This is a genomic window from Pseudomonas fluorescens (assembly GCF_001708445.1).
GTDB lineage: Bacteria > Pseudomonadota > Gammaproteobacteria > Pseudomonadales > Pseudomonadaceae > Aquipseudomonas > Aquipseudomonas gorinensis.
In genome coordinates this window covers 5,703,284-5,724,442 of record NZ_CP015637.1, presented here as the reverse complement: position 1 = coordinate 5,724,442, position 21,159 = coordinate 5,703,284, and the positions used below count along the sequence as shown (strand labels likewise).

The 21,159-nt window shown below is 62.4% G+C and carries 17 protein-coding genes; 4 read left to right on the top strand and 13 right to left on the bottom strand.

Going from position 1 to position 21,159, the window contains the following annotated elements; translation table 11 throughout:
* Positions 1-142 precede the first annotated feature (142 nt).
* From A7317_RS25465 to A7317_RS25450, 4 genes are all read right to left on the bottom strand, one after another.
* On the bottom strand, positions 143-2,326 hold the full coding sequence (locus A7317_RS25465) for a xanthine dehydrogenase family protein molybdopterin-binding subunit (RefSeq protein ID WP_069077068.1): 2,184 nt from the start codon (positions 2,324-2,326) through the stop codon (positions 143-145).
* Complete coding sequence (locus A7317_RS25460) at positions 2,323-3,312, bottom strand: FAD binding domain-containing protein (protein WP_069077067.1); 990 nt, start codon at positions 3,310-3,312, stop codon at positions 2,323-2,325. The genes A7317_RS25465 and A7317_RS25460 overlap by 4 nt, the downstream gene beginning before the upstream one ends.
* On the bottom strand, positions 3,309-3,833 hold the full coding sequence (locus A7317_RS25455) for a (2Fe-2S)-binding protein (protein ID WP_024077514.1): 525 nt from the start codon (positions 3,831-3,833) through the stop codon (positions 3,309-3,311). The genes A7317_RS25460 and A7317_RS25455 overlap by 4 nt, the downstream gene beginning before the upstream one ends.
* A 96-nt stretch (positions 3,834-3,929) precedes the next feature.
* Positions 3,930-4,376 (bottom strand): DUF4879 domain-containing protein, encoded by a 447-nt coding sequence (locus A7317_RS25450; RefSeq protein ID WP_069077066.1) that lies wholly within the window; start codon positions 4,374-4,376, stop codon positions 3,930-3,932.
* A 188-nt stretch (positions 4,377-4,564) separates the two neighbouring features.
* On the opposite strand from A7317_RS25450, the gene A7317_RS25445 reads away from it, so the two are divergent.
* Positions 4,565-5,860, top strand: a complete 1,296-nt coding sequence (locus A7317_RS25445; RefSeq protein WP_024077516.1) for an NCS2 family permease — start codon at positions 4,565-4,567, stop codon at positions 5,858-5,860.
* Positions 5,857-6,936: a tRNA (uridine(54)-C5)-methyltransferase TrmA gene (gene trmA / locus A7317_RS25440; protein ID WP_024077517.1), complete on the top strand. Its 1,080-nt coding sequence runs from the start codon at positions 5,857-5,859 to the stop codon at positions 6,934-6,936. Before A7317_RS25445 ends, trmA begins: the two co-directional genes overlap by 4 nt.
* 142 nt (positions 6,937-7,078) lie before the next feature.
* Here trmA and A7317_RS25435 read toward each other — a convergent pair whose 3' ends face one another.
* The 7 genes from A7317_RS25435 to A7317_RS25405 form a co-directional block, all read right to left on the bottom strand.
* Complete coding sequence (locus tag A7317_RS25435) at positions 7,079-8,395, bottom strand: TolC family outer membrane protein (RefSeq protein WP_069077065.1); 1,317 nt, start codon at positions 8,393-8,395, stop codon at positions 7,079-7,081.
* Positions 8,392-9,717 (bottom strand): HlyD family type I secretion periplasmic adaptor subunit, encoded by a 1,326-nt coding sequence (locus A7317_RS25430; protein WP_069077064.1) that lies wholly within the window; start codon positions 9,715-9,717, stop codon positions 8,392-8,394. Before A7317_RS25430 ends, A7317_RS25435 begins: the two co-directional genes overlap by 4 nt.
* Positions 9,714-11,450 carry a type I secretion system permease/ATPase gene (locus A7317_RS25425; protein WP_069077063.1) on the bottom strand — a complete coding sequence of 579 codons (1,737 nt, stop codon included), beginning with the start codon at positions 11,448-11,450 and terminating at the stop codon, positions 9,714-9,716. The genes A7317_RS25430 and A7317_RS25425 overlap by 4 nt, the downstream gene beginning before the upstream one ends.
* 162 nt (positions 11,451-11,612) lie before the next feature.
* Positions 11,613-12,233 (bottom strand): heme acquisition protein HasA, encoded by a 621-nt coding sequence (locus A7317_RS25420; RefSeq protein ID WP_024077521.1) that lies wholly within the window; start codon positions 12,231-12,233, stop codon positions 11,613-11,615.
* Between the two features lie 81 nt (positions 12,234-12,314).
* Complete coding sequence (locus A7317_RS25415) at positions 12,315-14,972, bottom strand: TonB-dependent receptor (protein ID WP_069077062.1); 2,658 nt, start codon at positions 14,970-14,972, stop codon at positions 12,315-12,317.
* A gap of 207 nt (positions 14,973-15,179) precedes the next feature.
* Positions 15,180-16,178: a FecR family protein gene (locus tag A7317_RS25410; RefSeq protein ID WP_024077523.1), complete on the bottom strand. Its 999-nt coding sequence runs from the start codon at positions 16,176-16,178 to the stop codon at positions 15,180-15,182.
* 63 nt (positions 16,179-16,241) lie between these two features.
* Positions 16,242-16,763, bottom strand: coding sequence for an RNA polymerase sigma factor (locus tag A7317_RS25405; RefSeq protein ID WP_024077524.1), 522 nt, complete (start codon positions 16,761-16,763; stop codon positions 16,242-16,244).
* A 206-nt stretch (positions 16,764-16,969) separates the two neighbouring features.
* Here A7317_RS25405 and aroQ point away from each other — a divergent pair, with 206 nt between their 5' ends.
* Together aroQ and A7317_RS25395 are read left to right on the top strand one after the other, a co-directional pair.
* Positions 16,970-17,419, top strand: coding sequence for a type II 3-dehydroquinate dehydratase (gene aroQ, locus A7317_RS25400; RefSeq protein ID WP_024077525.1), 450 nt, complete (start codon positions 16,970-16,972; stop codon positions 17,417-17,419).
* The gene (locus tag A7317_RS25395; protein WP_069077061.1) at positions 17,416-18,282 is read left to right on the top strand and encodes a shikimate dehydrogenase; all 867 of its coding nucleotides are present in this window, start codon (positions 17,416-17,418) and stop codon (positions 18,280-18,282) included. Before aroQ ends, A7317_RS25395 begins: the two co-directional genes overlap by 4 nt.
* 175 nt (positions 18,283-18,457) lie before the next feature.
* Here the strand turns inward: A7317_RS25395 and A7317_RS25390 are convergent, their stop codons facing one another.
* Positions 18,458-19,123 carry a TetR/AcrR family transcriptional regulator gene (locus A7317_RS25390; RefSeq protein WP_041161028.1) on the bottom strand — a complete coding sequence of 222 codons (666 nt, stop codon included), beginning with the start codon at positions 19,121-19,123 and terminating at the stop codon, positions 18,458-18,460.
* Positions 19,124-19,203: 80 nt separating this feature from the next.
* Positions 19,204-21,105 carry a 3-dehydroshikimate dehydratase QuiC gene (gene quiC / locus A7317_RS25385; protein ID WP_069077060.1) on the bottom strand — a complete coding sequence of 634 codons (1,902 nt, stop codon included), beginning with the start codon at positions 21,103-21,105 and terminating at the stop codon, positions 19,204-19,206.
* Positions 21,106-21,159: the final 54 nt, after the last annotated feature.

Sequence of the window (21,159 nt, the reverse complement as noted above, 5' to 3'; positions counted from 1 at the left end):
ACGTTGGCTCAATACTGAGCACCCGACAGACAGGGCAGTTGTGGGTGATTTGTCAAGGGCTGAACAGTCGTGCAGATACCCATGGCTGCCGGGGGCAAGCCCCCTGCCACATCTGGATCGCCATGGGTTTGAAAGAACCGCGTTAGAGCACCTTATCCAGGGTGATCGGAAACTCCCGCACCCGCTTGCCGGTGGCGTGATAAATCGCATTGGCCACTGCCGCCGCCACTCCGACAATGCCAATCTCGCCCACGCCCTTGGACCCGAGGGCGTTGACGATCTCGTCGTGCTCTTCGACAAACAGCACGTCAATCTCGCCAATATCGGCATTCACCGGGATGTGGTACTCCGCCAGGCTGTGGTTCATGCCGCGCCCCAGTTGATGGTCGACCTGGGTCTCTTCATGCAGGGCCATGCCGATGCCCCATACCACCCCGCCGAGGATCTGGCTGCGCGCCATCTTCGGATTGACCACACGCCCAGCGGCAATCGCGCTGACGACACGGCTGACCTTGATCGTGCCCAGGTCCTCATCCACACGCACTTCAACGAACACCGCTGAATGGGTGGCGGTAGCGTAGCCCTCACGTTTTTTATCCGGTTCGCTGTCGACCTGCACCTCCAATGCGTCTTCGCCGCTGTCCTTGACCAACTGCGCCAACGTCACACTCACGTCACCGGTGTGCAACTGGCCGTCTTCAAAGCGTACGGATTCGGCCTCCTTGAATACCGGATAAGTCTGCCGGGCAATGCTCAGCAACTTGCTCGTCAACGCTTCGCAGGCCTGCTGCACGGCGGTGCCGACGGACGAGACGGTAAACGAGCCGCCCTGCAATGGCGCGGTGGGTAACGAAGAGTCGCCGAGCAGAAAACGCACATCCTCCACCGCCACACCGCTGGCCTGCGCCGCGATCTGGGTCATCACCGTGTAAGTCCCGGTGCCGATATCGGTGGTGGCACTGCTCACGGTCAGCTTGCCATCGGCGTCGATCCGCGCTTTGGCGCTGGCCTTCATCTGCATGGCTTCCCATACCCCGCCGGCCATGCCCCAGCCGATCAATTGACGGCCGTCGCGCATGCTGCGCGGTTCCGGGTTGCGCTCGCGCCAGCCGAAGCGCTCGGCGCCGTCGCGGTAGCACTCGCGCAGGGCTTTGCTCGACCAGGGTTTGTCTTCGTTCTGGTTGCGCTCGGCGTAATTGATCAAGCGCAGTTGCACCGGGTCCATGCCTAAGGCGCAGGCGAGTTCGTCCATGGCGCACTCCAGGCCGATCACGCCGAGGGCAGCGCCCGGTGCGCGCATGTCCAAGGGGGTGAACACGTCCAGGGGCACCAATTGGTAGGTCAGTTGGACGTTGTCGCAGTGGTAGAGCATGCCGCTCCACTCCACCACATGCTCGCTGAAGTCCTCGAAGCGCGAGGTCTGGCCAATCGCGGTGTGCCCCAGGGCCAGCAGGCGACCGTTGGCCGCGGCGCCCATCTGCAAACGCTGCAAGGTGCGCGGGCGGTAACCGAAGGTGAACATCTGTTGCCGGGTCAGGGTGACACGTACCGAACGCTTGAGCGCCAGGGACGCCATCACCGCCAACGGCAATTGGTATTGCGGGCGCAGGCCCGAGCCGAAAGCGCCGCCGACGAAGGCGGCAAAGATGCGCACCTGGCTTTTATCCAAGCCGAACACTTTTTGCACATAGGCTTGGCAGTTCTGCGGCCCCTGGGTCTTGTCATGGATATGCAGGGTGCCATCCGGCTGATACAGCACGGTACTGGCGTGGGGCTCCATGGGGTTGTGGTGTTCGATGGGAGTGCTGTAGTGCAGGTCGAGGCTGACGGCGGCGGCGCTCCATTGGGCCTGAAAGTTGCCGCGCGGCTCGGGCGGGGTCTGCGGCGAAGGATAAGCGTGTTCCTGCCGGGCCAGCAGGTCGGTGTCGAAGGGTTCGGTTTCGTACTCGATTTCGACCAGGGAACCGGCATGCCGCGCCAGTTCCAGGTTGTCGGCGATCACCAGGGCCAGGGGCTGGCCGTTGTAGAGCACGCGGTCGTTGTACAGCGGGCGAAACGGCGAGCCATCCGCCGCGTCGGCATCGGCGAAGGCGTCATCGTAGCTGGCGATTGTCGGCCGGTTGAGGTGATCGAGCACCCTGACCACGCCCGGCAGCGCCAGGGCTTTGGTCGCATCGATCTTGATGACGCGCCCTTTGGCGATGGTGCTGGAGACCACGCTGCCATGAAGCAGGCCGTCCTCGGGAAACTCACCGGCATATCGTGCCTGGCCGGTGACTTTGAGCAGACCGTCGACACGGTCCAGGGGTTTGCCGATAGCCGTCATGGGCGTTCTCCTGCGACAGCGGCATCACTCAGTGCGCGAATGATTGCGCGGCGCGCCAGTTTGATCTTGAAGCCGTTGTGTTGCAGCGGCTCGGCGTCTTGCAGCAAAGCGTCGGCAGCGTTGCTGAAGGTTTCGCGGCTGACCGCCTGGCCGATCAGCGCGGTTTCCACCGCGCGATCACGCCAGGGTTTATGGGCCACGCCGCCCAGGGCCAGGCGGGCGTCGACGATACGATCGCCGTCCAGTTCCAAGGCCGCAGCGACGGAGACCAGGGCAAAGGCGTACGACGCGCGGTCGCGAATTTTCAGGTAGTGGCTGTGGCGTGCCAGGTGGTCGGCGGGCAACTCGATAGCGGTAATCAGTTCATCGTCGGCCAGCAGGTTGTCGCGCTGCGGCGTATCGCCGGGCAAGCGATGGAAGTCGGCAAACTCGATGACGCGCGCGCCGCCACGCCCTTGCACATGCACCCGCGCCGCCAGGGCGGCGAGGGCCACGCACATGTCCGACGGATGGGTGGCCACGCATTGCTCGCTGGCACCGAGGATCGCATGGATGCGGTTCAACCCGGTGCGCGCCGGGCAACCGCTGCCGGGCAGTCGTTTATTGCAGGGCACGGCGGCGTCATAGAAGTAGTAGCAACGGGTGCGCTGCAACAGGTTGCCGCCGGTGCTGGCCATATTGCGCAATTGCGGCGAAGCGCCGGCGAGGATGGCCTGGGACAGCAGCGGGTAGCGCTGCTCGATCAAGGGGTGCCAGGCCAGGTCGGCATTGCTGACCAGCGCACCGATCCGCACGCCACCCTCGGCCGTTTCTTCAACCGCGTGCAGCGGCAGCCCGGTGATATCGATCAGGTGCTCGGGCCGGCTGATGTTTTCTTTCATCAGGTCGAGCAGGTTGGTACCACCGGCAATAAAGCGCGACGCCGCGCTGCTCAGGTGCACCGCCTCATGCACATCGGCCGGCTTGCTGTAGTGGAAGGGATTCATCGCTGACCTCCCCGGGCACGGCAGGCCGGCAGTGCGTCTTCGATGGCTGCGCGGATGTTGGTATAGGCACCGCAACGGCACAGGTTGCCGCTCATCAGCTCCTGGATCTGCGCGCTGTCGTGGGCGCGGCCTTCATTGGCCAGGCCAACTGCGGAACAAATCTGGCCAGGGGTGCAGTAACCGCACTGGAAGGCATCGTGGGTGATAAAGGCTTGCTGCATCGGGTGCAGTTGCTCCCCGTCGGCCAGGCCCTCGATGGTGGTCAGCTCGGCGCCGTCGCACATCACGGCCAGGGTCAGGCAGGCGTTGACGCGCTTGCCGTCGCGCAACACCGTGCAGGCGCCGCATTGGCCGTGGTCGCAGCCTTTTTTGCTGCCGACCAGGTCCAGTTGTTCGCGCAGCAGGTCCAGCAGCGTGGTCCAGGGCAACACGTCCAGTTGGCGAGCCTGGCCGTTCAGGGTCAAGCGTATCGAGTGGGCGACGAACGGTTGGGTCGCCGCGCCATTGGGGGTCGCGCTCATAAACACCTCACGGGTTGGTGGACATCCGCGGCGTTCAGGAAAGTCGCCGTCTCAGGGGTACGACTTCCCGGGGTTTTGAGCGTTCAAGCTGATTGATCAGCGGATATTGAGCTGTGTCTTCAAGGTGTTCTGCGGGCCGTTGATCGAGGAGTTGCTGTATTCGAACCAGCCTTGGGCTTCGACATTCAGGTCAAATACATAGATGTAGCCCATCAGGGTGCCTGCCCCGTTGCAGGCTTGGCTGATGTTGCCGACCTGGCACACGGGCGTACGTTGCCCGTTCAGCTCGGCACCATTGAAGCGGCCCATGGGGTTGTGGCCCAGGCCGACTTCCATCACCGACACCTTGGTAGGCCCACGATGCGTGCACATCTGCGTACTTTGCGCGCGTTCCGGGATGGTTTCGCTGCAACCCGCCGACTCAACCTTGAACACGCGCACCTCGCTCAAGGGCGGTGCAGTCGCGCCCCACACCGGTGCCGCGCCCAACCACAGGCCGAGACAAGTGATCAGGGCTAGACTCCACGCGTTGGCTTTTTTCATGCTGTCGATGACCCGCTATTGAACGTCGCCGCAGTATGCCTCAAGGCCATGCGCCACACAGCCTCGGCTGCTGGTATGATGCGCCGCTTTTTCCGATCCTCTCTGGAACCACAGGCGCTTGGCGCAGTTTGTGCTTTGACTTAGAGGTCAACAAATAACGACGCAACATAGCGTCACAGGGAGCAGGCATGCTGGAAAAGCTGTTTCAACTCAAGGCACACAACACCAACGTGCGCACCGAGATTCTCGCGGGCATCACGACATTCCTGGCCATGGCCTACATCTTGTTCGTGAACCCGAGCATCCTCGGCGAGACCGGCATGGACAAGGGCGCCGTCTTCGTCGCGACCTGCCTGGCTGCCGCCATCGGTTCGACCGTCATGGGCCTGATCGCCAACTACCCGATCGCCCTGGCGCCGGGCATGGGCCTCAACGCCTTCTTCACCTACACCGTGGTCCTGCACATGGGCCATACCTGGCAAGTGGCGCTGGGTGCGGTGTTTATTTCGGCGGTGTTGTTCTTCCTGCTGTCGATCTTCCGCATCCGTGAATGGATCATCAACAGCATCCCCCTGCCCCTGCGCTCGGCGATTGCCGCCGGTATCGGCCTGTTCCTGGCGCTGATCGCCCTGCACAACGCCGGGATCGTGGTCAGCAACCCGGCCACCATGGTGGGCCTGGGCGACTTGAAACAACCGGCACCGATTCTCGCCACCCTCGGTTTCGTGCTGATCGTGGCCCTTGAAGCCCTGGCCGTGCGCGGCGCGGTGCTGATCGGCATCCTGGCGGTGACCGTCGTCTCCATCCTGCTGGGTGTCACGCCCTTTGGCGGCGTAACGTCGATGCCACCGTCCCTGGCCCCGACCTTCCTGCAGCTGGATATCAAGGGCGCGCTGGATATCGGCCTGGTCAGCGTGATCTTCGCCTTCCTGTTCGTCGACCTGTTCGACAACTCCGGCACCCTGATCGGCGTGGCCAAGCGCGCCGGCCTGATGGGCAAGGACGGCCACATGCCGAAAATGGGCCGTGCGCTGATCGCCGACAGCACCGCGGCGATGGCCGGTTCGCTGCTCGGCACCTCGACCACCACCAGCTACATCGAATCCGCCGCCGGCGTGAGTGCCGGTGGCCGTACCGGCTTGACCGCCATCGTGGTGGCAATCCTGTTCCTGCTGGCGCTGTTCTTCTCGCCACTGGCCGCCAGCGTTCCGGCCTTCGCCACCGCACCGGCGCTGCTGTTCGTCGCGGTGCTGATGACATCGGGCCTGGCGGAAATCGACTGGGAAGACATTACTGTTGCAGCGCCAGTGGTGATTACCGCCCTGGCGATGCCCTTCACTTACTCCATCGCCAACGGCATTGCCTTCGGTTTCATCGCCTGGACCGCCATCAAGCTGCTTTCGGGCCGCTACCGTGAGCTGAACCCGGCACTGGTGATTCTGTCGATTCTGTTTGTGATCAAGCTGGGCTGGTTCAACGCATGACTTTTGATGCCGCACGCTACACCGTTCAACTGCAAGACAAGGTCACGCGCTTGCGTGACCTGCTGGCACCGTTCGACGCCCCCGAGCCGCAGGTCTTCGACTCGCCGCTGCAGCACTTTCGCCTGCGCGCGGAGTTTCGCCTGTGGCGCGAGGGTGGCGAGCGCCACTATGCGATGTTCTCCCAGGATGACAAACGCACGCCGATCCTGATCGAAGAATTTCCCATCGCCAGCCAGCGCATCAACCAGCTGATGCCCCAGCTCAAGGCCGCCTGGCAAGCCAGCGCCGCCCTGAGCCACAAGCTGTTCCAGGTGGAATTCCTCACCACCCTGGCGGGCGACGCGATGATCACCCTGTGCTATCACCGCCCGCTGGACGAGCATTGGCACACGGCCGCGAACCAACTGGCTGCGGATCTGAACGTGAGCATCATCGGCCGCTCCAAGGGCAAGCGCGATGTGATCGGCCATGACTACGTGGTGGAAAAACTCGACGTCGGCGGCCGCACGTTCAGCTACCGCCAACCCGAAGGTGCGTTCACCCAGCCCAACGGCACGGTGAACCAGAAGATGCTCAATTGGGCGTACGAAGCCCTGGGCGATCGCGCCGATGATTTGCTGGAGCTGTATTGCGGCAACGGCAACTTCACCCTGCCGCTGGCTACCCGCGTGCGTAAAGTGCTGGCTACCGAGATCAGCAAGACCTCGGTGAATGCCGCGTTGAGCAACCTCGATGAAAACGCGGTGGATAACGTCACCCTGGTGCGCCTCTCCGCCGAAGAACTCACCGAAGCGCTGAACGAAGTGCGCCCGTTCCGTCGCTTGCAGGGCATCGACCTGAAAAGCTACGAATTCGGCAGCGTCTTCGTCGACCCGCCCCGCGCCGGCATGGACCCGGACACCTGCGAACTGACCCGGCGTTTCGAGAACATCCTGTACATCTCCTGCAACCCGGAGACGCTGGCGGCGAACATTGCGCAACTGCATGACACGCACCGCATTACACAGTGCGCGATGTTTGATCAGTTTCCATGGACCCATCATATGGAGTCCGGGGTGTTGCTGACCCGGCGATAAATCTGCCAGACACCACAGATTCCCTGTAGGAGCTGGCTTGCCAGCGATGACGGTGCATCAGTCAGCCCATGTGTTAACTGAACCACCACCCTCGCCGCTAAGCCGCCCCCTACGGGGGCCTGTGTATTGGCAAAGACCCTACTCATGCCGACGGCTGGAAATACCGCGCCAACGCGCGCAAATCCTGCTCGCTCAGCACCCCCGCGTAATACTTCAACTGAATCCTCGCCAGCAGATACGCATGCCGCGCATTCGCCAGGTCGCGGCGAGCGGTGAACAGTTGTTGCTCGGCGTCGAGCACGTCGAGGTTGACCCGCTCACCGCCGGCAACACTTTTTTTCGTCGCAGTAACCAGCGCAGTGGCAGAGCTGACCGCCATTTCATAAGCACGCACTTTGGCCGCGCCGCTGGTATTGAGGTTGAACTGCTTACGCAACTCCACCAGCGTGGCCGAGGTTTGCGCATCCAGTTCGTATTGGGCCTGGGACAGTTGATTGGCCGCCTGGCGCGTAGAGGCCGATACTCCGCCGCCAGCGAACAGCGGCAGGCTGACCTGGATGCCGACCGTGTTGGTGTCGTACTTCTGGTTGTAGCTGCTTTCCGAGTCGGAGTTGGTCTGGCGGCTGGTGGCGTACAGGCTGACCTTGGGCATGTGCCCGGCGCGCTTGCGCTCCACTTCATAGGACGCCACGTCCAAGGCATGGTGCTGGGACTGGAGCTCCGGGTTGTTGGCCATGGCCAGTTCGCGCCAGGTTTCGAAACGGTTGGGTTCCAGCGGCGGGATCTCGAATTGGCGCGTCAACGGCGCCAGTTCTTCGATCTGCAGCGGTTGGCCGACGATGGCTTCCAACTCACGCAGGGCGCTGTCCTGGGCATCCAGGGATTCGATTTCTTCGGCCTGGGCCAGGCTCAGGCGTGCCTGGGTTTCCAGCACATCGGTGCGCGTGCCTTCGCCACCTTTGAGCAGGCGATCATTGAGTTGCAGGCGCTCGGCGTACGCACGTTTCTGCGCACGGCTCAGCTCGATGCGCTCTTGGGCCAACAAGGCCTGGCTGTAGGCGTTGAGAACCCGCACCGCCAGTTCCTGGCTCTTGCCGCGAAAGCGTTCATCGGCCATCAAGGCCTGGGCAGTGCCCTGGCGAAAGCGCGCGTAGGCTTCATAATCCAGCAGCGGTTGTTGCAAGGTCAGGGTCGACGCATAACTGCGGTAGTCACGGTTGCTGGTGACATCACCCGCCGTCACTTCGGACTCATTGCGCGAGTTGTTGTAACTCCACGACAAGTTCGGCAACAACGCCGCTCGGCCGATCAGGCGGTTTTCTTCACCGCCTTCACGCGCCTGAATGGCTGCCTGAAAGGTCGGATCATTGCGCAGGGCCAAGTCGTAGGCATCCAGCAAACCCAAGGCCTGGGCCGCCGAGGAACACGCGAAACACAGGGTAAACAACAGCGCCTTCATTCTTCCACCAGGGCCATGTGGGTGCGATCCATCAGGGGTTTGAACAGGTAGTTGAGCATTGAGCGCTCACCAGTCTTGACGAAGGTTTCCACCGGCATGCCTGGGCGGATCTGCACGCCGTCCAGTTGCTGCACGCCCGCCGCACTGACCTGGGCACGCAGCGTGTAATACGGCTCGTCGGTGCGCTCATCGACCTGGCGGTCCGCCGAGACCAGCGTCACCTCGCCGGCGACCCGTGGCGTGGTGGATTGGTTGAACGCCGAGAACATCAATTCCACCGGCAAGCCCGGGTGCACTTTGTCGACCATCTGCACCGGGACCCGCGCTTCAACCAGCAAGGGCTCGCCCTGAGGCACGATATCCATCAACGCCTGGCCGGGCTTGATGACGCCGCCTTCGGTGTACACGTCCAGCCCCACCACCACGCCCGACACCGGCGCTCGCACCAGGCTATTGGCCAGTTCGAACTCGGCCGAGGCCAGCCGATTGCGCAGGTCGTCGCTGCGGGTGCGGGTCTCTGCCAACTGGCCGCGCAGGTCTGTCTGGAAATCTTCGCCAAGCTGGCGGATGCGCAGGCGCAGTTCGAGAACCTGGCGCTGCAATTGGCCGATACGGCCGTAGTCCTCGGCGATGGCGCCGTCGATCTGTGAATACAGGCGCTCGCTGTCGAGCAGGCGATTGCGCGGGATGTAACCGTCACGAGCCAACTCGCGCAGGCCTTGCAGTTGCTCATTCAACGCCGCGCGCTGCTGGACTTTGCTCGCTTGCGAATCCCGTGTGCCACGCAACTGCGCCTCGGCCCCGGCGATGGTTTCGCGCAGGCCTTGTTGCTCCGTGGCCAGTGCCTGGGCGCGACTCTTGAACAATTGCCGTTGCAGGTCCAGGGTGCCCGCCGCCTCAGGATCGTTGAGCAGTTCAGGACCGAAGTTGATCACCGCTAAACCTTCGCTTTCGGCGCTCAAGCGCGCCTCGCTGGCCAGGGACGCCAGGTACTGGCTGCGCAGGGACTGCATCTGCCCGCGCAACGGGGTTTCCTTCAAGCGCAGCAGCACCTGGCCGGCGTTGACCACATCACCGTCGCGCACCTCGATACGCTCGACGATGCCCCCGGCCGGGTGCTGCACGGTCTTGCGATGGCCCGAGACCATGACCTTGCCCGGCACCGCCACGCCCTTGTCCAGTGGCGCCAACGCTGCCCAGCCGAGGAACCCGGCAAAGCCACCGAGCACCAACAGCCAGCCCAGGCGCGAATACTTTTTGTCATCCAGCGCCAGCACATTGTTCGGCGCATCACTGATCAGCACGGGTTTGCTCTGGCTCATGCCTGTTTTCCTTCACCGAGGCGGTAACTCATGCTCATGGTCGATACCGGCTTGGCCGCAGCCGGTTTCTGCCGGGCTTCCAACACGCGCGCGGTTGGGCCGAAGGCCTGCAACTGGCCTTCCCTGAGGATCAGCAGTTGGTCAGTCAGGGTCAGCAGATTGGGCTTGTGGGTGATCAGGATCACCGTGCGGCGCTGTTGCTTGAGCTGGGTGATGGCCTGGAGCAGAGCCTGCTCGCCCACTTCATCGAGGTTGGCGTTGGGCTCATCCAGCACGATCAGCGCGGGCACGCCGTACAGCGCACGCGCCAGGGCGACACGCTGTTTCTGGCCGCCGGACAACCCGGCGCCGCCCTCCCCCAACTGCGTGTCGTAGCCCTGGGGCAGTTGCAGGATCAACTCATGGACGCCGGCCATTTGTGCGGCGGCGAGGACTTTGTCCGCGTCGACCTCGACAAACCGTGCGATGTTATCCGCGATGCTGCCGGCGAACAGTTGAATGTCTTGCGGCAGGTAGCCGATGTGTGGGCCCAATTGCTGTTTGTCCCACAGGGCCAGGTCGGCACCGTCCAGCCGCACCTTGCCGGCCAAGGGCGCCCAGGCACCTACCAGTATTCGAGCCAGGGTGGATTTGCCGCAGCCCGACGGCCCGATCACCCCCAGCACCTCACCCGCGGCCAGAGTAAACCCAAGGTTGGCCAGCGCCGGCCGACGGCTGCCGGGAGCACAGGCACTGATTTGCTCGACGCTCAGTTGGCCTTTGGGCACCGGCAGGCTCATCCTTTCGGGCCGCGCCGGGTTGGCCTCCAGCATCTGTGACAAGCGATCAAACGCCAGGCGCGCCGAGCCCCACTGTTTCCACACACCGATCAACTGGTCGATCGGGCTGAGCACGCGGCCCATGAGGATCGAGCCGGCAATCATCATCCCCGGCGTGATATCGCCCTGCACCGCGAGTAACGCACCCAGGCCCAGCACCAGCGACTGCAACGCCAGGCGCACACCCTTGGACCAGGCGGTGACGGTCGCAGTCTTTTCACTCGCCAGGTTCTGCTGTGCCAGAAAGGCCTGGTGCTGGCCGAACCAACGCGCACGCAAGGTGGCGAGCATGCCCATGGCTTCGATGGCGTCGGCATTGCGCAGGTTGGCCGTGGCCTGCTGGCTGGCGCTGATGGACAGTTGGCTGGCCAGGGACATCGGGACCTGGCTGACGTGATGGTTGACCCACGCCAGCACGATCAGCAGCACTGCGCCAATCAGGGCCAGCAGCCCGAGCCAAGGGTGGAACAGGAAGATCACTAACAGGTACACCGGAAACCATGGCGCGTCGAAGAACGCGAACAACGCCTGCCCGGTGGCGAACTGGCGCAGGGTGGTCAGGTCATGCAGTGCCTGGCCGGCCGCCTGGATGCCGCCCTTGAGTTGCGCTTCGAACGCAGCGTCGTACACCCGCTGGTTCAGGCGCATGTCCATCTGCGTGCCGAGGCGGATCACCACCTGGCTGCGCACCCACTCCAATGCCCCCATCAGGCCGAACAGGCCGAGGATCATCAGCGTCAGCATGAGCAGGGTCATCTGGTTGCCCGAGGCCAGAACCCGGTCGTACACCTGCAGCATGTATAGCGCCGGGGCCAGCATCAGCAGGTTGATCACCGCCGAGAACAGGCCGATGTTGAAGAAGCCACTTTTATAAGCCGTGAGGGCGGCCAGGGTTTCGTTGCCGGCGTGGCGCATCTGGGGATTCTCAAAGGGTTGAGCGGGCAGCGTCGTTGCGTTGACAGGCTGTACGACGCTGCGCAGAATTCGGCACCGCCGTCGCTGAAGAAGTAGAAGGCTTGGGCGACGGCGGTGTGTCACGCGGCGAATGGGAGAGCGATCTTCCATTCGCTTTTTTGCTTAGGCGGCCAGGGCGAAGTCCTGGGGCACGTCTTGCACGCCAACCAGCGCCACATCGGAGGCTGCGACCGAAGCCGAGTCCACATGCGCCACACCGGCAGCGGCCAGTTGGTCGAACGTCGAGTTGATCGACAGGCTTGGGTCAATGTCCTTGAGCAAGGAGTCGATCGCCGAAGCCAGCGCCGAGCTGTCGCCACTCATCAAGCCGTAGACGATTTTGTGCACCTGGCCGTCGCGGCCTTCGGACTGCAGGCTCGACAGGCCCAGGTTGGTGAAGCTGACTTCCTGGCTGGCAATGGTGTAGCCACCGCTGGCTGCGCCACCGGCGAGGGTATCGCCAAAGGTCAGTGCGTCGAGCGAACCCCAGAGCGTATGCGAAGGCGGATTGAACAAGGTGTAATGCAAGCTGCCCTCGGCCACTACCGCTGCATCGCTGACGGTGCTTGATACGCCATATTGAGTGCCGTCGAACGGCCCAGGATTGAAACCACCGGTGTTCACACCCTCTTTGACCGACCCTTCACGGTGGTTCAGGTCACCAAAGTAAGCCGACCAGTCGCTCAAGTACTGGGCAACGGTGTTCGTGGCGTAGCTCGTGCTGTATGAAATAGAAATGCTCATGCAAAACTCCAAGTCATGGGGTGGTAACTCCGCAGCAAGCCGGTGCCCGCTGTGGTTTTGCCCGTCACTGGGCAAAATCGGTCAGAACTGATATTCAACGGTGCCCTGCAAGGTGCGCCCACGGCCCAGGGTGAAGGCCAGCACATCGCCCAGGGGCACCAGGTAGGCGCGGTCGGTGACGTTCTCCATGGCCAGGCGCAAGGTCAATTGGTCGGTAGCGCGGTAGCTGCTGTACAGGTCATAGACGGTGTAAGGCTTCCAGTCGGCGGGGTAGACGCCGGTCTGTGAAGTGGTCACGCCGACGCCGCCTTTCACGTAATAACCAGCGCTATAACGGGCGCGAACCCCCACATCCAACTTGCGCTCGAAGAAACGCGCCCCCAGGGTCGCGGTGCCGCGATCCATCGGCATGTGCTCGGAGGAGCCGAGGATGGCATTGCAGCCCACGGCGGCATTGGCCGCGTCGTCCGGCACCATCGCGTCCACCGGCGTGCGGTTGCCCGGCCGCTTCTGGGTCTTGGTAACGCCCCCCAACCACGCAGTCTTGCTGCAGAACTTGTTGCTGCCGAGCATGCGCGTGTAGTTGACCTGGCCGTAGGCGAAACCCGCGTCGTAATCCAACTGGTATTCGAGGCCGCGAAAACGCGTGGTCTCCAGGTTGTTGACGTAAGCCGCATTGCCGATATTGGCAATGCCATAACCGGGTGGCTGCACGCCCAGGGCCATGTAGGAAAAATCATCGACGCGGGTATTGAAGTAGGACACCTTCATGCCCGCCCGGTCTTCCGCGAACAGCAGGTCTTCCTTGAGCACATTGAAGCCCACCTCCCACGCCGTGGACGTCTCGGGTTTCAAGTAGGGGTTAGGAAGAATCGACTCCGAACCGCCTCCATGGGGCCGGCCGCTGACCAGGCTTTCGGTGACTGCCGGCGGTCGCCAGCCCTTGCCGTACGTGGCGAACAGTTGCAGCCAATCCACGCCTGGCTTGACCGACAGACCGAAGGTGGGCGAAAAATGCCCTTCTTCCCGATCCACGTCATAGGTCATGGGCAAGCCGATTTGCCGCGTAGTGCCGATGATGAAGGTGCGCGTGTTCAAGCCCGTTTCGCCGCGTAGCCGATAGCGGTCGTAGCGCAACCCGGCATTGAGGTTCAGCCAGTTGTCGTAGTCGTAATCCAGGCGCGCGAACAGGCTGCCCATCGCCCTATCCCCCCTGGGCGTGATGCTTTCCGCCGCCGAGGCCGTCACCGCCGAATCGGCGGCCACCATCTGGTTGGAGTCCGGCCGCACCTTGTCGTAGAAAAACTCCAGCCCATAGTTGGCCTTGATCACGGACAGCTCGCTCAAGGCAAAGGTCGAGATGTTCTGCGCCTGGAAACCATAGGTGTTGGTCTGATAGGTAACGTCGTAGCCCTTGCTGCTGCCACGGGTCAGCGTGGTTTGGTCATTGCGGGTATCGACGTAGTAAAGCTTGGCCTTGAAATCGATCAGCGGGTTGTCCGGCGTGTAGCTGTAGTCCAGTGCGAAGTTCTGCGCCGTGACGTTGCTGCTGCCGAGTTTTTCCCATAGCTGGGCTTTTTCGGCGGTCATCATGTTGACGTCGTCGTAGTCGACTTCGGTGGTCAGGTAGCTCAGTTGCAGACGCTGATCCACCGGCAGGTTGATACCGAGCTTGAGCAGGCGCGAGCGCATCACCGAGCCGGTGTACTCGACGGTGGAGTTCTTGATCCGATCCTCGCTGGCCGGCAGGAAGGAACTGCCGGTGCGCAGTTCACCGATGCTGCCTTTAGTCCCGGGTTTGTAATCACCGAGATGACGCTCACTGGCGGCCACCAGCATGTCCCACACGTCCGTCCCCACGGCAAACGCCGAACTGCCAATAAAATGCGTGCCGTTGCTGCGCCCGCCCAGCCCCGTGGTCAAGCGGATGCGCCCGCCGATTTCCTTACCGCCCTTGAGCAGGTCGGCCGCTTCCACGGTGCGAAAATTGGCCACCCCGCCGATCACCCCGGCGCCGCCCATCGTGGAAGTGGCGCCCTTCTCGATCACCACCTCCGACAGCAATTCCGGGTCGACATACAGCGTGCCATTGCGTTGCTGGTGACCACTTTGCTGGTAGTTCTGGCGCATGCCGTCCACCGACATATTGACCCGGCCGTAGTCCTGGATACCGCGAATATTCACCGACAGCCCAGGGTCTTGCTGGCTGACCGCCGAGTAGACGCCCGGCGCCTCCTCGAGCATCTCAGCGGCATGCCGTGGCGGGTTGCGATCCAATTGCTCACGCCCCACCACACTCACCGAACGTGGCGATGAATACACCCAGTCGTTGGGGTGCAGGCCGGTGATTGTGGTGGTCGCCAGCGCCAAAGCGGCGCCGCTCTGCTCTACGCGGGTCAGGGTGACTTGGCGCTCGCCATTGAAGCGATACTCCACGGGCGCATTCCCCAGCAAATACGCCAGGCCTTCCTGCACGCCGTACTGCCCCTTCACCGTAGTGCTTTGCAAACCCGCCAGGCGCTGGCTGTCGAATAGCACTTGCAGACCGGCCTGGTCGGCGAACGCCAGCACCGCACTGCCCAGGGATTGTGCAGGGATATCCAGCATCAGCACCGCCGGTTGCGCAGCACTCGCCTGAGACTGAGCGGCGAATACTGGAGCCACTGCGGCGAACAGGCCCACGTGGATGGCCAGGGCTAACCGGCTTGCGGTGATACGCCCCTTGTTGAGTGCTGACATTTCTGTTGTTCCCTGCGCTGAGCGTTTTTGTTTATGCGAATGCTTCTCACCTAGCAAGACGTGCGACGCGCAGGAAGTCAGTAAGACTTTTTCAAAAGTTTCTAAAGGGCGGGTTTCAAGGCGAGGTATGTGTAGGAGCCGGCTTGCGGGCGATGACGTCAGAAAGACCACCGCACATCGCTCGGCAAACCGGCTCCTACAGGGCAATCAATAGATCAGGCTGAGGCCTGCCAGGTCAAAGCGTTGCACTTGAAGTTCCTGGGTGAGGGTGCCGAGGGCGGTGTCGAGCATGTCGAGGCGGAACACGCCGCTGACTTCGCGATCGCCCAGTGCCGAGTCTGTCAACACCACACGCCCGGGGCGGTAGAGGTTGAGTTGCTCGATGACTTTGGCCAGGGGCTGGCGATCGAAGATCAGTACGCCGCGTCGCCAGCTGGTGGCGCGTTCCACATCGAAGGGGTCCATGGCCACGATGCCTTCCTGGAGGTTGTAGCGTGCGGCCAGGCCTTCCTTGACCACCCTGTCGGCCGGGCCTTTTATCGGGATGGCTTGCAGGGAAACCTCGACACTGTGCTCCAGCACGCCGACCCACGCCTGGCTGTCGCTCTCGCGTGCCACCACAAACCGCGTGCCCAGCGCCCGGGTTTGCCCCCCGGCGCTCTGCACCACAAAAGGCCGGGTTTCCTCGCCCACCATCGGCGCCACGTCGAAGATCGCCGAGCCCTGGAGCAGGCGGATACGGCGTTGCACACCGTCGTAATCCAGGCGAATGGCACTGCCGGAGTCCAGCTCGACCTTGCTGCCATCGGCCAGTTGCACGGTGCGCACCTCGCCTTTCTCGGTGAGGTAATCCGCTTGCATGCGCAGCAACACCTCTGGCCCGCGCCCCCAGCCGACACCGGCCACCACCACGACCAGCGCGACGGCCGCCGCACGTTGCCAAGACCTGCGCCGTTTGGCCCGGCGCACGGGCATCGTCGTCGCTGATGAGCGCTGGCGGCTCACCGGCGGTTCCTTGTACACGTCGCCCAGTGCCGCCCACGTCTGTTCGGCAAAGCGCAATGCCGCTTCATGACGGCTGTCGCAGGCAATCCAATGCTGCAGTTCGGCCTGCTCCTGATCGGTCAGGGCACCGGCGTGCAGGCGCACCGCCCACTCGGCGGCCGCCTCGGTAATGCTGTGCTGTTGCGGACCCTGGCTATTCACGTGTGAATCTCGAATTTTTCGTTATGTAACGCTGTGACGTCTGACGTGGCGCATTTCGGTAACTCATTCGTCGGATGGCGCCCTCTCGCCTTCCTGCAAGCGTTGCATCACGTAGGCCAACGCTTTGGCCAGGTGCTTTTGTACGGAACTGTCAGAGATGTCCAGGTGCCTCGCGACCTGAGCGTGGGTCATGCCTTCGATGCGGTTGAGACGGAAAATCTGCTGGGTGCGCTCCGGCAACTCCGCCAGTGCCTGCTTCAATGCCTGTCGCTGTTGCTGCGCCATTGCCTGAGCCTCCAACCCGGCCACTTCATCTTCAATCTCGGCCAACGCCTCATGGGGCACGGAGTCTGTCTTGCGCCGCGCTTCCTGGCGAATATGGTCGATCAGCAGATTGCTCGCCGTTCGATAGAGATAGCCCTGGGAGTTGTCGATGCGCTCGCCGGCCGGCTTTTCCGCCAGGCGCAGGAAGCTCTCCTGCACCAGATCTGCGGCCAACTGCGGGTCCCGTACCTTGCGCGCCAGATACCCGCGCAAGGTATCGGCATGCTTGAGAAACAGGCCTTTGAGATCCACGTCCGACAAACCGACTCCCTGGAATGTTAAGGAAACAGGCAAGCATCTTAAGCGTTGTCGAGAATGATTTTCAATTGATATCTAATCTGATCCAGCCAGGTGAAGGGTCGGATTAACTGTTCGATAATCGAACACATCCTCTGCCGCCAATTGACCAAATTAACCATTCAGTACATTTTATCTCCACAACCAACAATAACTGTGGAGAGACCCTTATGCCGCCCATCGTGCTGGTGCTCAACGGCCCCAACCTCAACCTGCTCGGCACCCGCGAGCCCGCGACCTACGGCCATGAAACCCTGGCCGACGTGGCCGCCCTGTGTGGTCGCAGCGCCGAGCAACTGGGGTTGAAAATCGAGTTTCGCCAGACCAACCACGAAGGTGAATTGCTCGACTGGATCCACGGCGCCCGCACCCGTTGCGCCGGTATCGTGATCAACCCGGCGGCCTGGACCCACACTTCAGTGGCGATTCGTGACGCTCTGGTGGCCAGTGAAGTGCCGGTGATCGAAGTGCACCTCTCCAACGTGCATGGCCGTGAAGCCTTCCGCCATCATTCCTTTGTGTCGCCCATCGCCAAGGCGGTGCTCGCGGGTTTCGGCAGCCATGGCTATCACCTGGCCCTGGAACATTTCAGCCAGTTGCTCAAGGGGGCGGCTCGATGAAACCGCGCGTCCTCGCTGGCCTGATCGGCGCCGGTATCCAGGCTTCCCGCACGCCAGCCCTGCATGAACAGGAAGGCGATGCCCAGGGCTTGCGCTACCTCTACCGACTGATCGATCTGGAACCGCTGCAACTGACTCTCGACGCCCTGCCCGACCTGCTGGACGCCGCCGAGCGGATGCACTTCACCGGTTTGAACATTACCTACCCGTGCAAGCAAGCGATCCTGCCGCTGCTTGATGAATTGTCTGACGAAGCGCGGGGCATTGGCGCAGTCAATACCGTGGTGTTCAAGGGTGGCAAACGTATTGGCCACAACACGGATTGCCTGGGGTTTGCCGAGGGCTTTCGCCGTAACCTCAACGATGTGCCGCGTCAGCGCGTGGTGCAGATGGGAGCCGGTGGCGCTGGCGCAGCAGTGGCGCACGCGTTGCTGGCCGAGGGTGTCGAGCAATTGAGTGTGTTCGATGTGGACGCCACCCGCGCCCGGGACCTTGTGGATAACCTGGCGCAACATTTTGGCAGCGGTCGCGCCCAGGTGGGCAGTGACCTGCAAAACGCCATGGCCGAGGCCGACGGCTTGGTCAACACCACGCCAATGGGCATGGCCAAGCTGCCCGGCACGCCGGTGCCCGCTGCCTTGCTGAGAGCAGAACTGTGGGTGGCTGAAATCGTGTATTTCCCGCTGGAAACCGAACTGCTGCGTGATGCCCGCGCCTTGGGCTGCCGCACCCTGGATGGCGGCAATATGGCGGTGTTTCAGGCGGTGAAAGCGTTTGAGCTGTTCAGTGGTGAGGTGGCGGATGCGCAGCGGATGCTGGCGCACTTCCAAAGCATGAATGGCTCAATGAGTGGACTGAACTAACCCCTGTAGGAGCGAGCTTGCTCGCGAAAAACTTCAACGATAACGCGTGCTTCCTGAATCAACGCGGCGCCTGTGAGTTCTTCGCGAGCAAGAACTAGGCGTCCCCCTCGCTCCTACAAAAAAAGCCTTAATTGAACGGCATTTAGGGCAAGCCACAACGATTTCTGCGCTGACTTCAGGCCTGCAGGTAACGCAGCACCGAATCACAAATCATGTCCCGATGCCGCTGCTTAACCGCCTCATCCGACAGGTCGATCTGAAAAATCTCACTGAACGTATGGCGGTTGGACACCCGGTAAAAGCTGAATGAGTTGATCAGCAGGTGCACGTCCAGCGGCTCCAACCCGGCCCGGAACACCCCCATCTCAGCCCCACGGCGCAACGTCGCACCCAGCGCTTCCAGGATGTTGCTGTTCATCGCCTTGATCGAGTCGGAACGCTTCACGTACTCGGCATTGTGGATATTTTCGATGCTGACGATGCGCACGAAATCCACGTTCTGGTCATGGTGATCAAAGGTGAACTCCACCAGCCGCCGGATCGCCTCACGGGGTTCCAGGGCGGTGAGGTTCATGCGGGTTTCGGTGTTGCGGATATCGCCGTAGAGCTTCTCCAGCACCTCGACGTACAACTGCTCCTTGCTGCCGAAGTAGTAATAGATCATGCGTTTGGAGGTATGGATGCGCTCGGCGATGGCATCCACGCGAGCGCCGGACAGACCCTGCTGAACAAACTCGACAACGGCTTCCTGGAGAATGTTCTCGCGGGTCTTTTCCGGATTGTTCTTGCGACTCTTGCGCGGTGCATCTGACACAGCGGAGAGATCGGGAGTCAGGGTCATGGTGCGCTCACGGCCGGTTTTATTGTGCAGGCCGCGATTATGGGCCGAGGCGCTCCCCGAAGGAAGCACCTGGCCACCGGTTACAACCGAGCCTGGCGTACCGCGCCGCTGCGCGACTTGGCCATCGCCGCCAGGCGCACCGCCACGTTGGCCGCACCGTAGCCGGCATAGCCGTTCTTACGCTGGATGATTTCGAAGAAGAACCGCCCTTCGAACGGCTCGGTGTACACATGAAACAGCTCACCGCCCTGGGCATCGCGGTCATACAGCACGTTGTAGTACGCCAACTCGCTGAGGAACTCATCGTCGAAGTCGAAGCGCGCCGCCAGGTCGTCGTAGTAGTTGAGCGGGATATCCAGCAACGGCACGCCCGCCTCCTTGGCGCGGCGTACCTCGGCGAAAATATCCGCGCAGTCGAAGGCAATGTGATGCACACCCGAGCCGCGATAGCTCGACAGTGCGTGGGAAATGGCGGTGTTGCGATTCTCGGAGATATTGAGCGGCAGGCGAATCGAGCTGCAGCGGCTGCGCAACGCGCGGCTTTTCACCAGGCCGTAAGGGTCGGGCAACACCACTTCATCATCGGCTTCGAAATCCAGCAGGCTCTTGTAGAACAGCACCCAGCTGTCGAGGCTGTCGGCGGGCAAAGCCATGGCCATGTGGTCGATACGCAGCAGGCCACCGCTGGAGGCGCTGACCGGTTGCAGGTTGAAATCGGTGTCGTACAACCCGCCTTCGCTGGGGTCTACCAGGTAGATCAGGCTGCCGTCCGGCGCACGGACCGCCGCCAGTTCCAGCTCATTGGGGCCCACCAGGCCGCGATAAGGTTGACCCTTGTAGGCCACCGCGCGCTGCAATGCCTTGGCGCTGTCCTTGACCCGAATCGCGGTGGCGCACAACGACGGGCCATGGGCCTCGAAGAAGTTGTGGGCAAAGGAATAGGGTTCGCAATTGAGGATCAGGTTGATATCGCCCTGGCGCAACAGGCTGACGCTCTTGGAGCGGTGCTGGCCGGCCTTGACGAAGCCGAGGCGCTCCAGCCATTGGGTCAGCTTGGCGCCGAGGCTTTCATCCACCGCAAATTCGAGGAACTCGATACCGTCGTACTCGCTGGCGGCAGGGGTTTCGAACAAGATATCGACCGGCGCGGCGGGTTGTTCCCGCGCCAGGCGCTGGCGGGTTTTCTCCTCCAGGTACAGCAACGAGCGCAGGCCATCGGCAGCATTCGCCCGGGTCGGTGCCGCGCGGAACCCGTCGTTGAAAATCTCCAGGGACAGCGGCCCGGTGTAGCCGCTCTGGATGATCGGTGCCAGAAAACCCGCCAGGTCGAATTCACCCTGGCCGGGGAAGCAGCGAAAATGGCGGCTCCACTCCAGCACATCCATGGCCAGGATCGGCGCGTCGGCCATTTGCACAAAGAAGATCTTGTCGCCGGGAATCTCGGCGATGCCGCTGGGGTCGCCCTTGAGCGACAAGGTGTGGAAGCTGTCGAGCAGCACGCCGAGGCTCGGATGATCGACCTGGCGCACCAGGTTCCATACCTGCTGCCAGGTGTTCACGTGCTTGCCCCAGGCCAGCGCTTCGTAACCGATACGCAGGCCACGGCGGCCGGCGTGCTCGGCCAGAAGGCTCAGGTCATCCAGCAAAATCCGTTCATCGCCTACGCAGTCGGCCGAGGCATTGCTGCACACCAGCACCAGGTCGGTGCCCAGTTCCTGCATGAGGTCGAACTTACGTTCGGCGCGCTCCAGGTTGCGGGCCAGGCGGTCACGGCGGCAACCTTCAAAGTCACGAAACGGCTGAAACAAGGTGATGGCAATGCCCAGGTCGGCACACATTTGCCTGACTTCTCGCGGGCTGCCGTCGTAATACAGCAGATCGTTTTCGAAGATTTCAACGCCATCAAACCCGGCAGCCGCGATGGCTTCGAGTTTTTCCGGCAGGGTTCCGCTCAAGGAAACAGTGGCAATAGAGCGTTGCATGGGGCGACTCCCGGCATTTGAGGCTCGTCTTATTTAGGGCAAATTATTGGCTGC

Coding starts and splice junctions, on each gene's coding strand:
- A7317_RS25460 (WP_069077067.1), bottom strand. CDS start 3,312: ATGAATCCCTTCCACTACAGCAAGCCGGCCGATGTGCATGAGGCGGTG.
- A7317_RS25425 (WP_069077063.1), bottom strand. CDS start 11,450: ATGCGCCACGCCGGCAACGAAACCCTGGCCGCCCTCACGGCTTATAAA.
- A7317_RS25455 (WP_024077514.1), bottom strand. CDS start 3,833: ATGAGCGCGACCCCCAATGGCGCGGCGACCCAACCGTTCGTCGCCCAC.
- aroQ (WP_024077525.1), top strand. CDS start 16,970: ATGCCGCCCATCGTGCTGGTGCTCAACGGCCCCAACCTCAACCTGCTC.
- A7317_RS25420 (WP_024077521.1), bottom strand. CDS start 12,233: ATGAGCATTTCTATTTCATACAGCACGAGCTACGCCACGAACACCGTT.
- trmA (WP_024077517.1), top strand. CDS start 5,857: ATGACTTTTGATGCCGCACGCTACACCGTTCAACTGCAAGACAAGGTC.
- A7317_RS25390 (WP_041161028.1), bottom strand. CDS start 19,123: ATGACCCTGACTCCCGATCTCTCCGCTGTGTCAGATGCACCGCGCAAG.
- quiC (WP_069077060.1), bottom strand. CDS start 21,105: ATGCAACGCTCTATTGCCACTGTTTCCTTGAGCGGAACCCTGCCGGAA.
- A7317_RS25415 (WP_069077062.1), bottom strand. CDS start 14,972: ATGTCAGCACTCAACAAGGGGCGTATCACCGCAAGCCGGTTAGCCCTG.
- A7317_RS25430 (WP_069077064.1), bottom strand. CDS start 9,717: ATGAGCCAGAGCAAACCCGTGCTGATCAGTGATGCGCCGAACAATGTG.
- A7317_RS25395 (WP_069077061.1), top strand. CDS start 17,416: ATGAAACCGCGCGTCCTCGCTGGCCTGATCGGCGCCGGTATCCAGGCT.
- A7317_RS25450 (WP_069077066.1), bottom strand. CDS start 4,376: ATGAAAAAAGCCAACGCGTGGAGTCTAGCCCTGATCACTTGTCTCGGC.
- A7317_RS25465 (WP_069077068.1), bottom strand. CDS start 2,326: ATGACGGCTATCGGCAAACCCCTGGACCGTGTCGACGGTCTGCTCAAA.
- A7317_RS25435 (WP_069077065.1), bottom strand. CDS start 8,395: ATGAAGGCGCTGTTGTTTACCCTGTGTTTCGCGTGTTCCTCGGCGGCC.
- A7317_RS25445 (WP_024077516.1), top strand. CDS start 4,565: ATGCTGGAAAAGCTGTTTCAACTCAAGGCACACAACACCAACGTGCGC.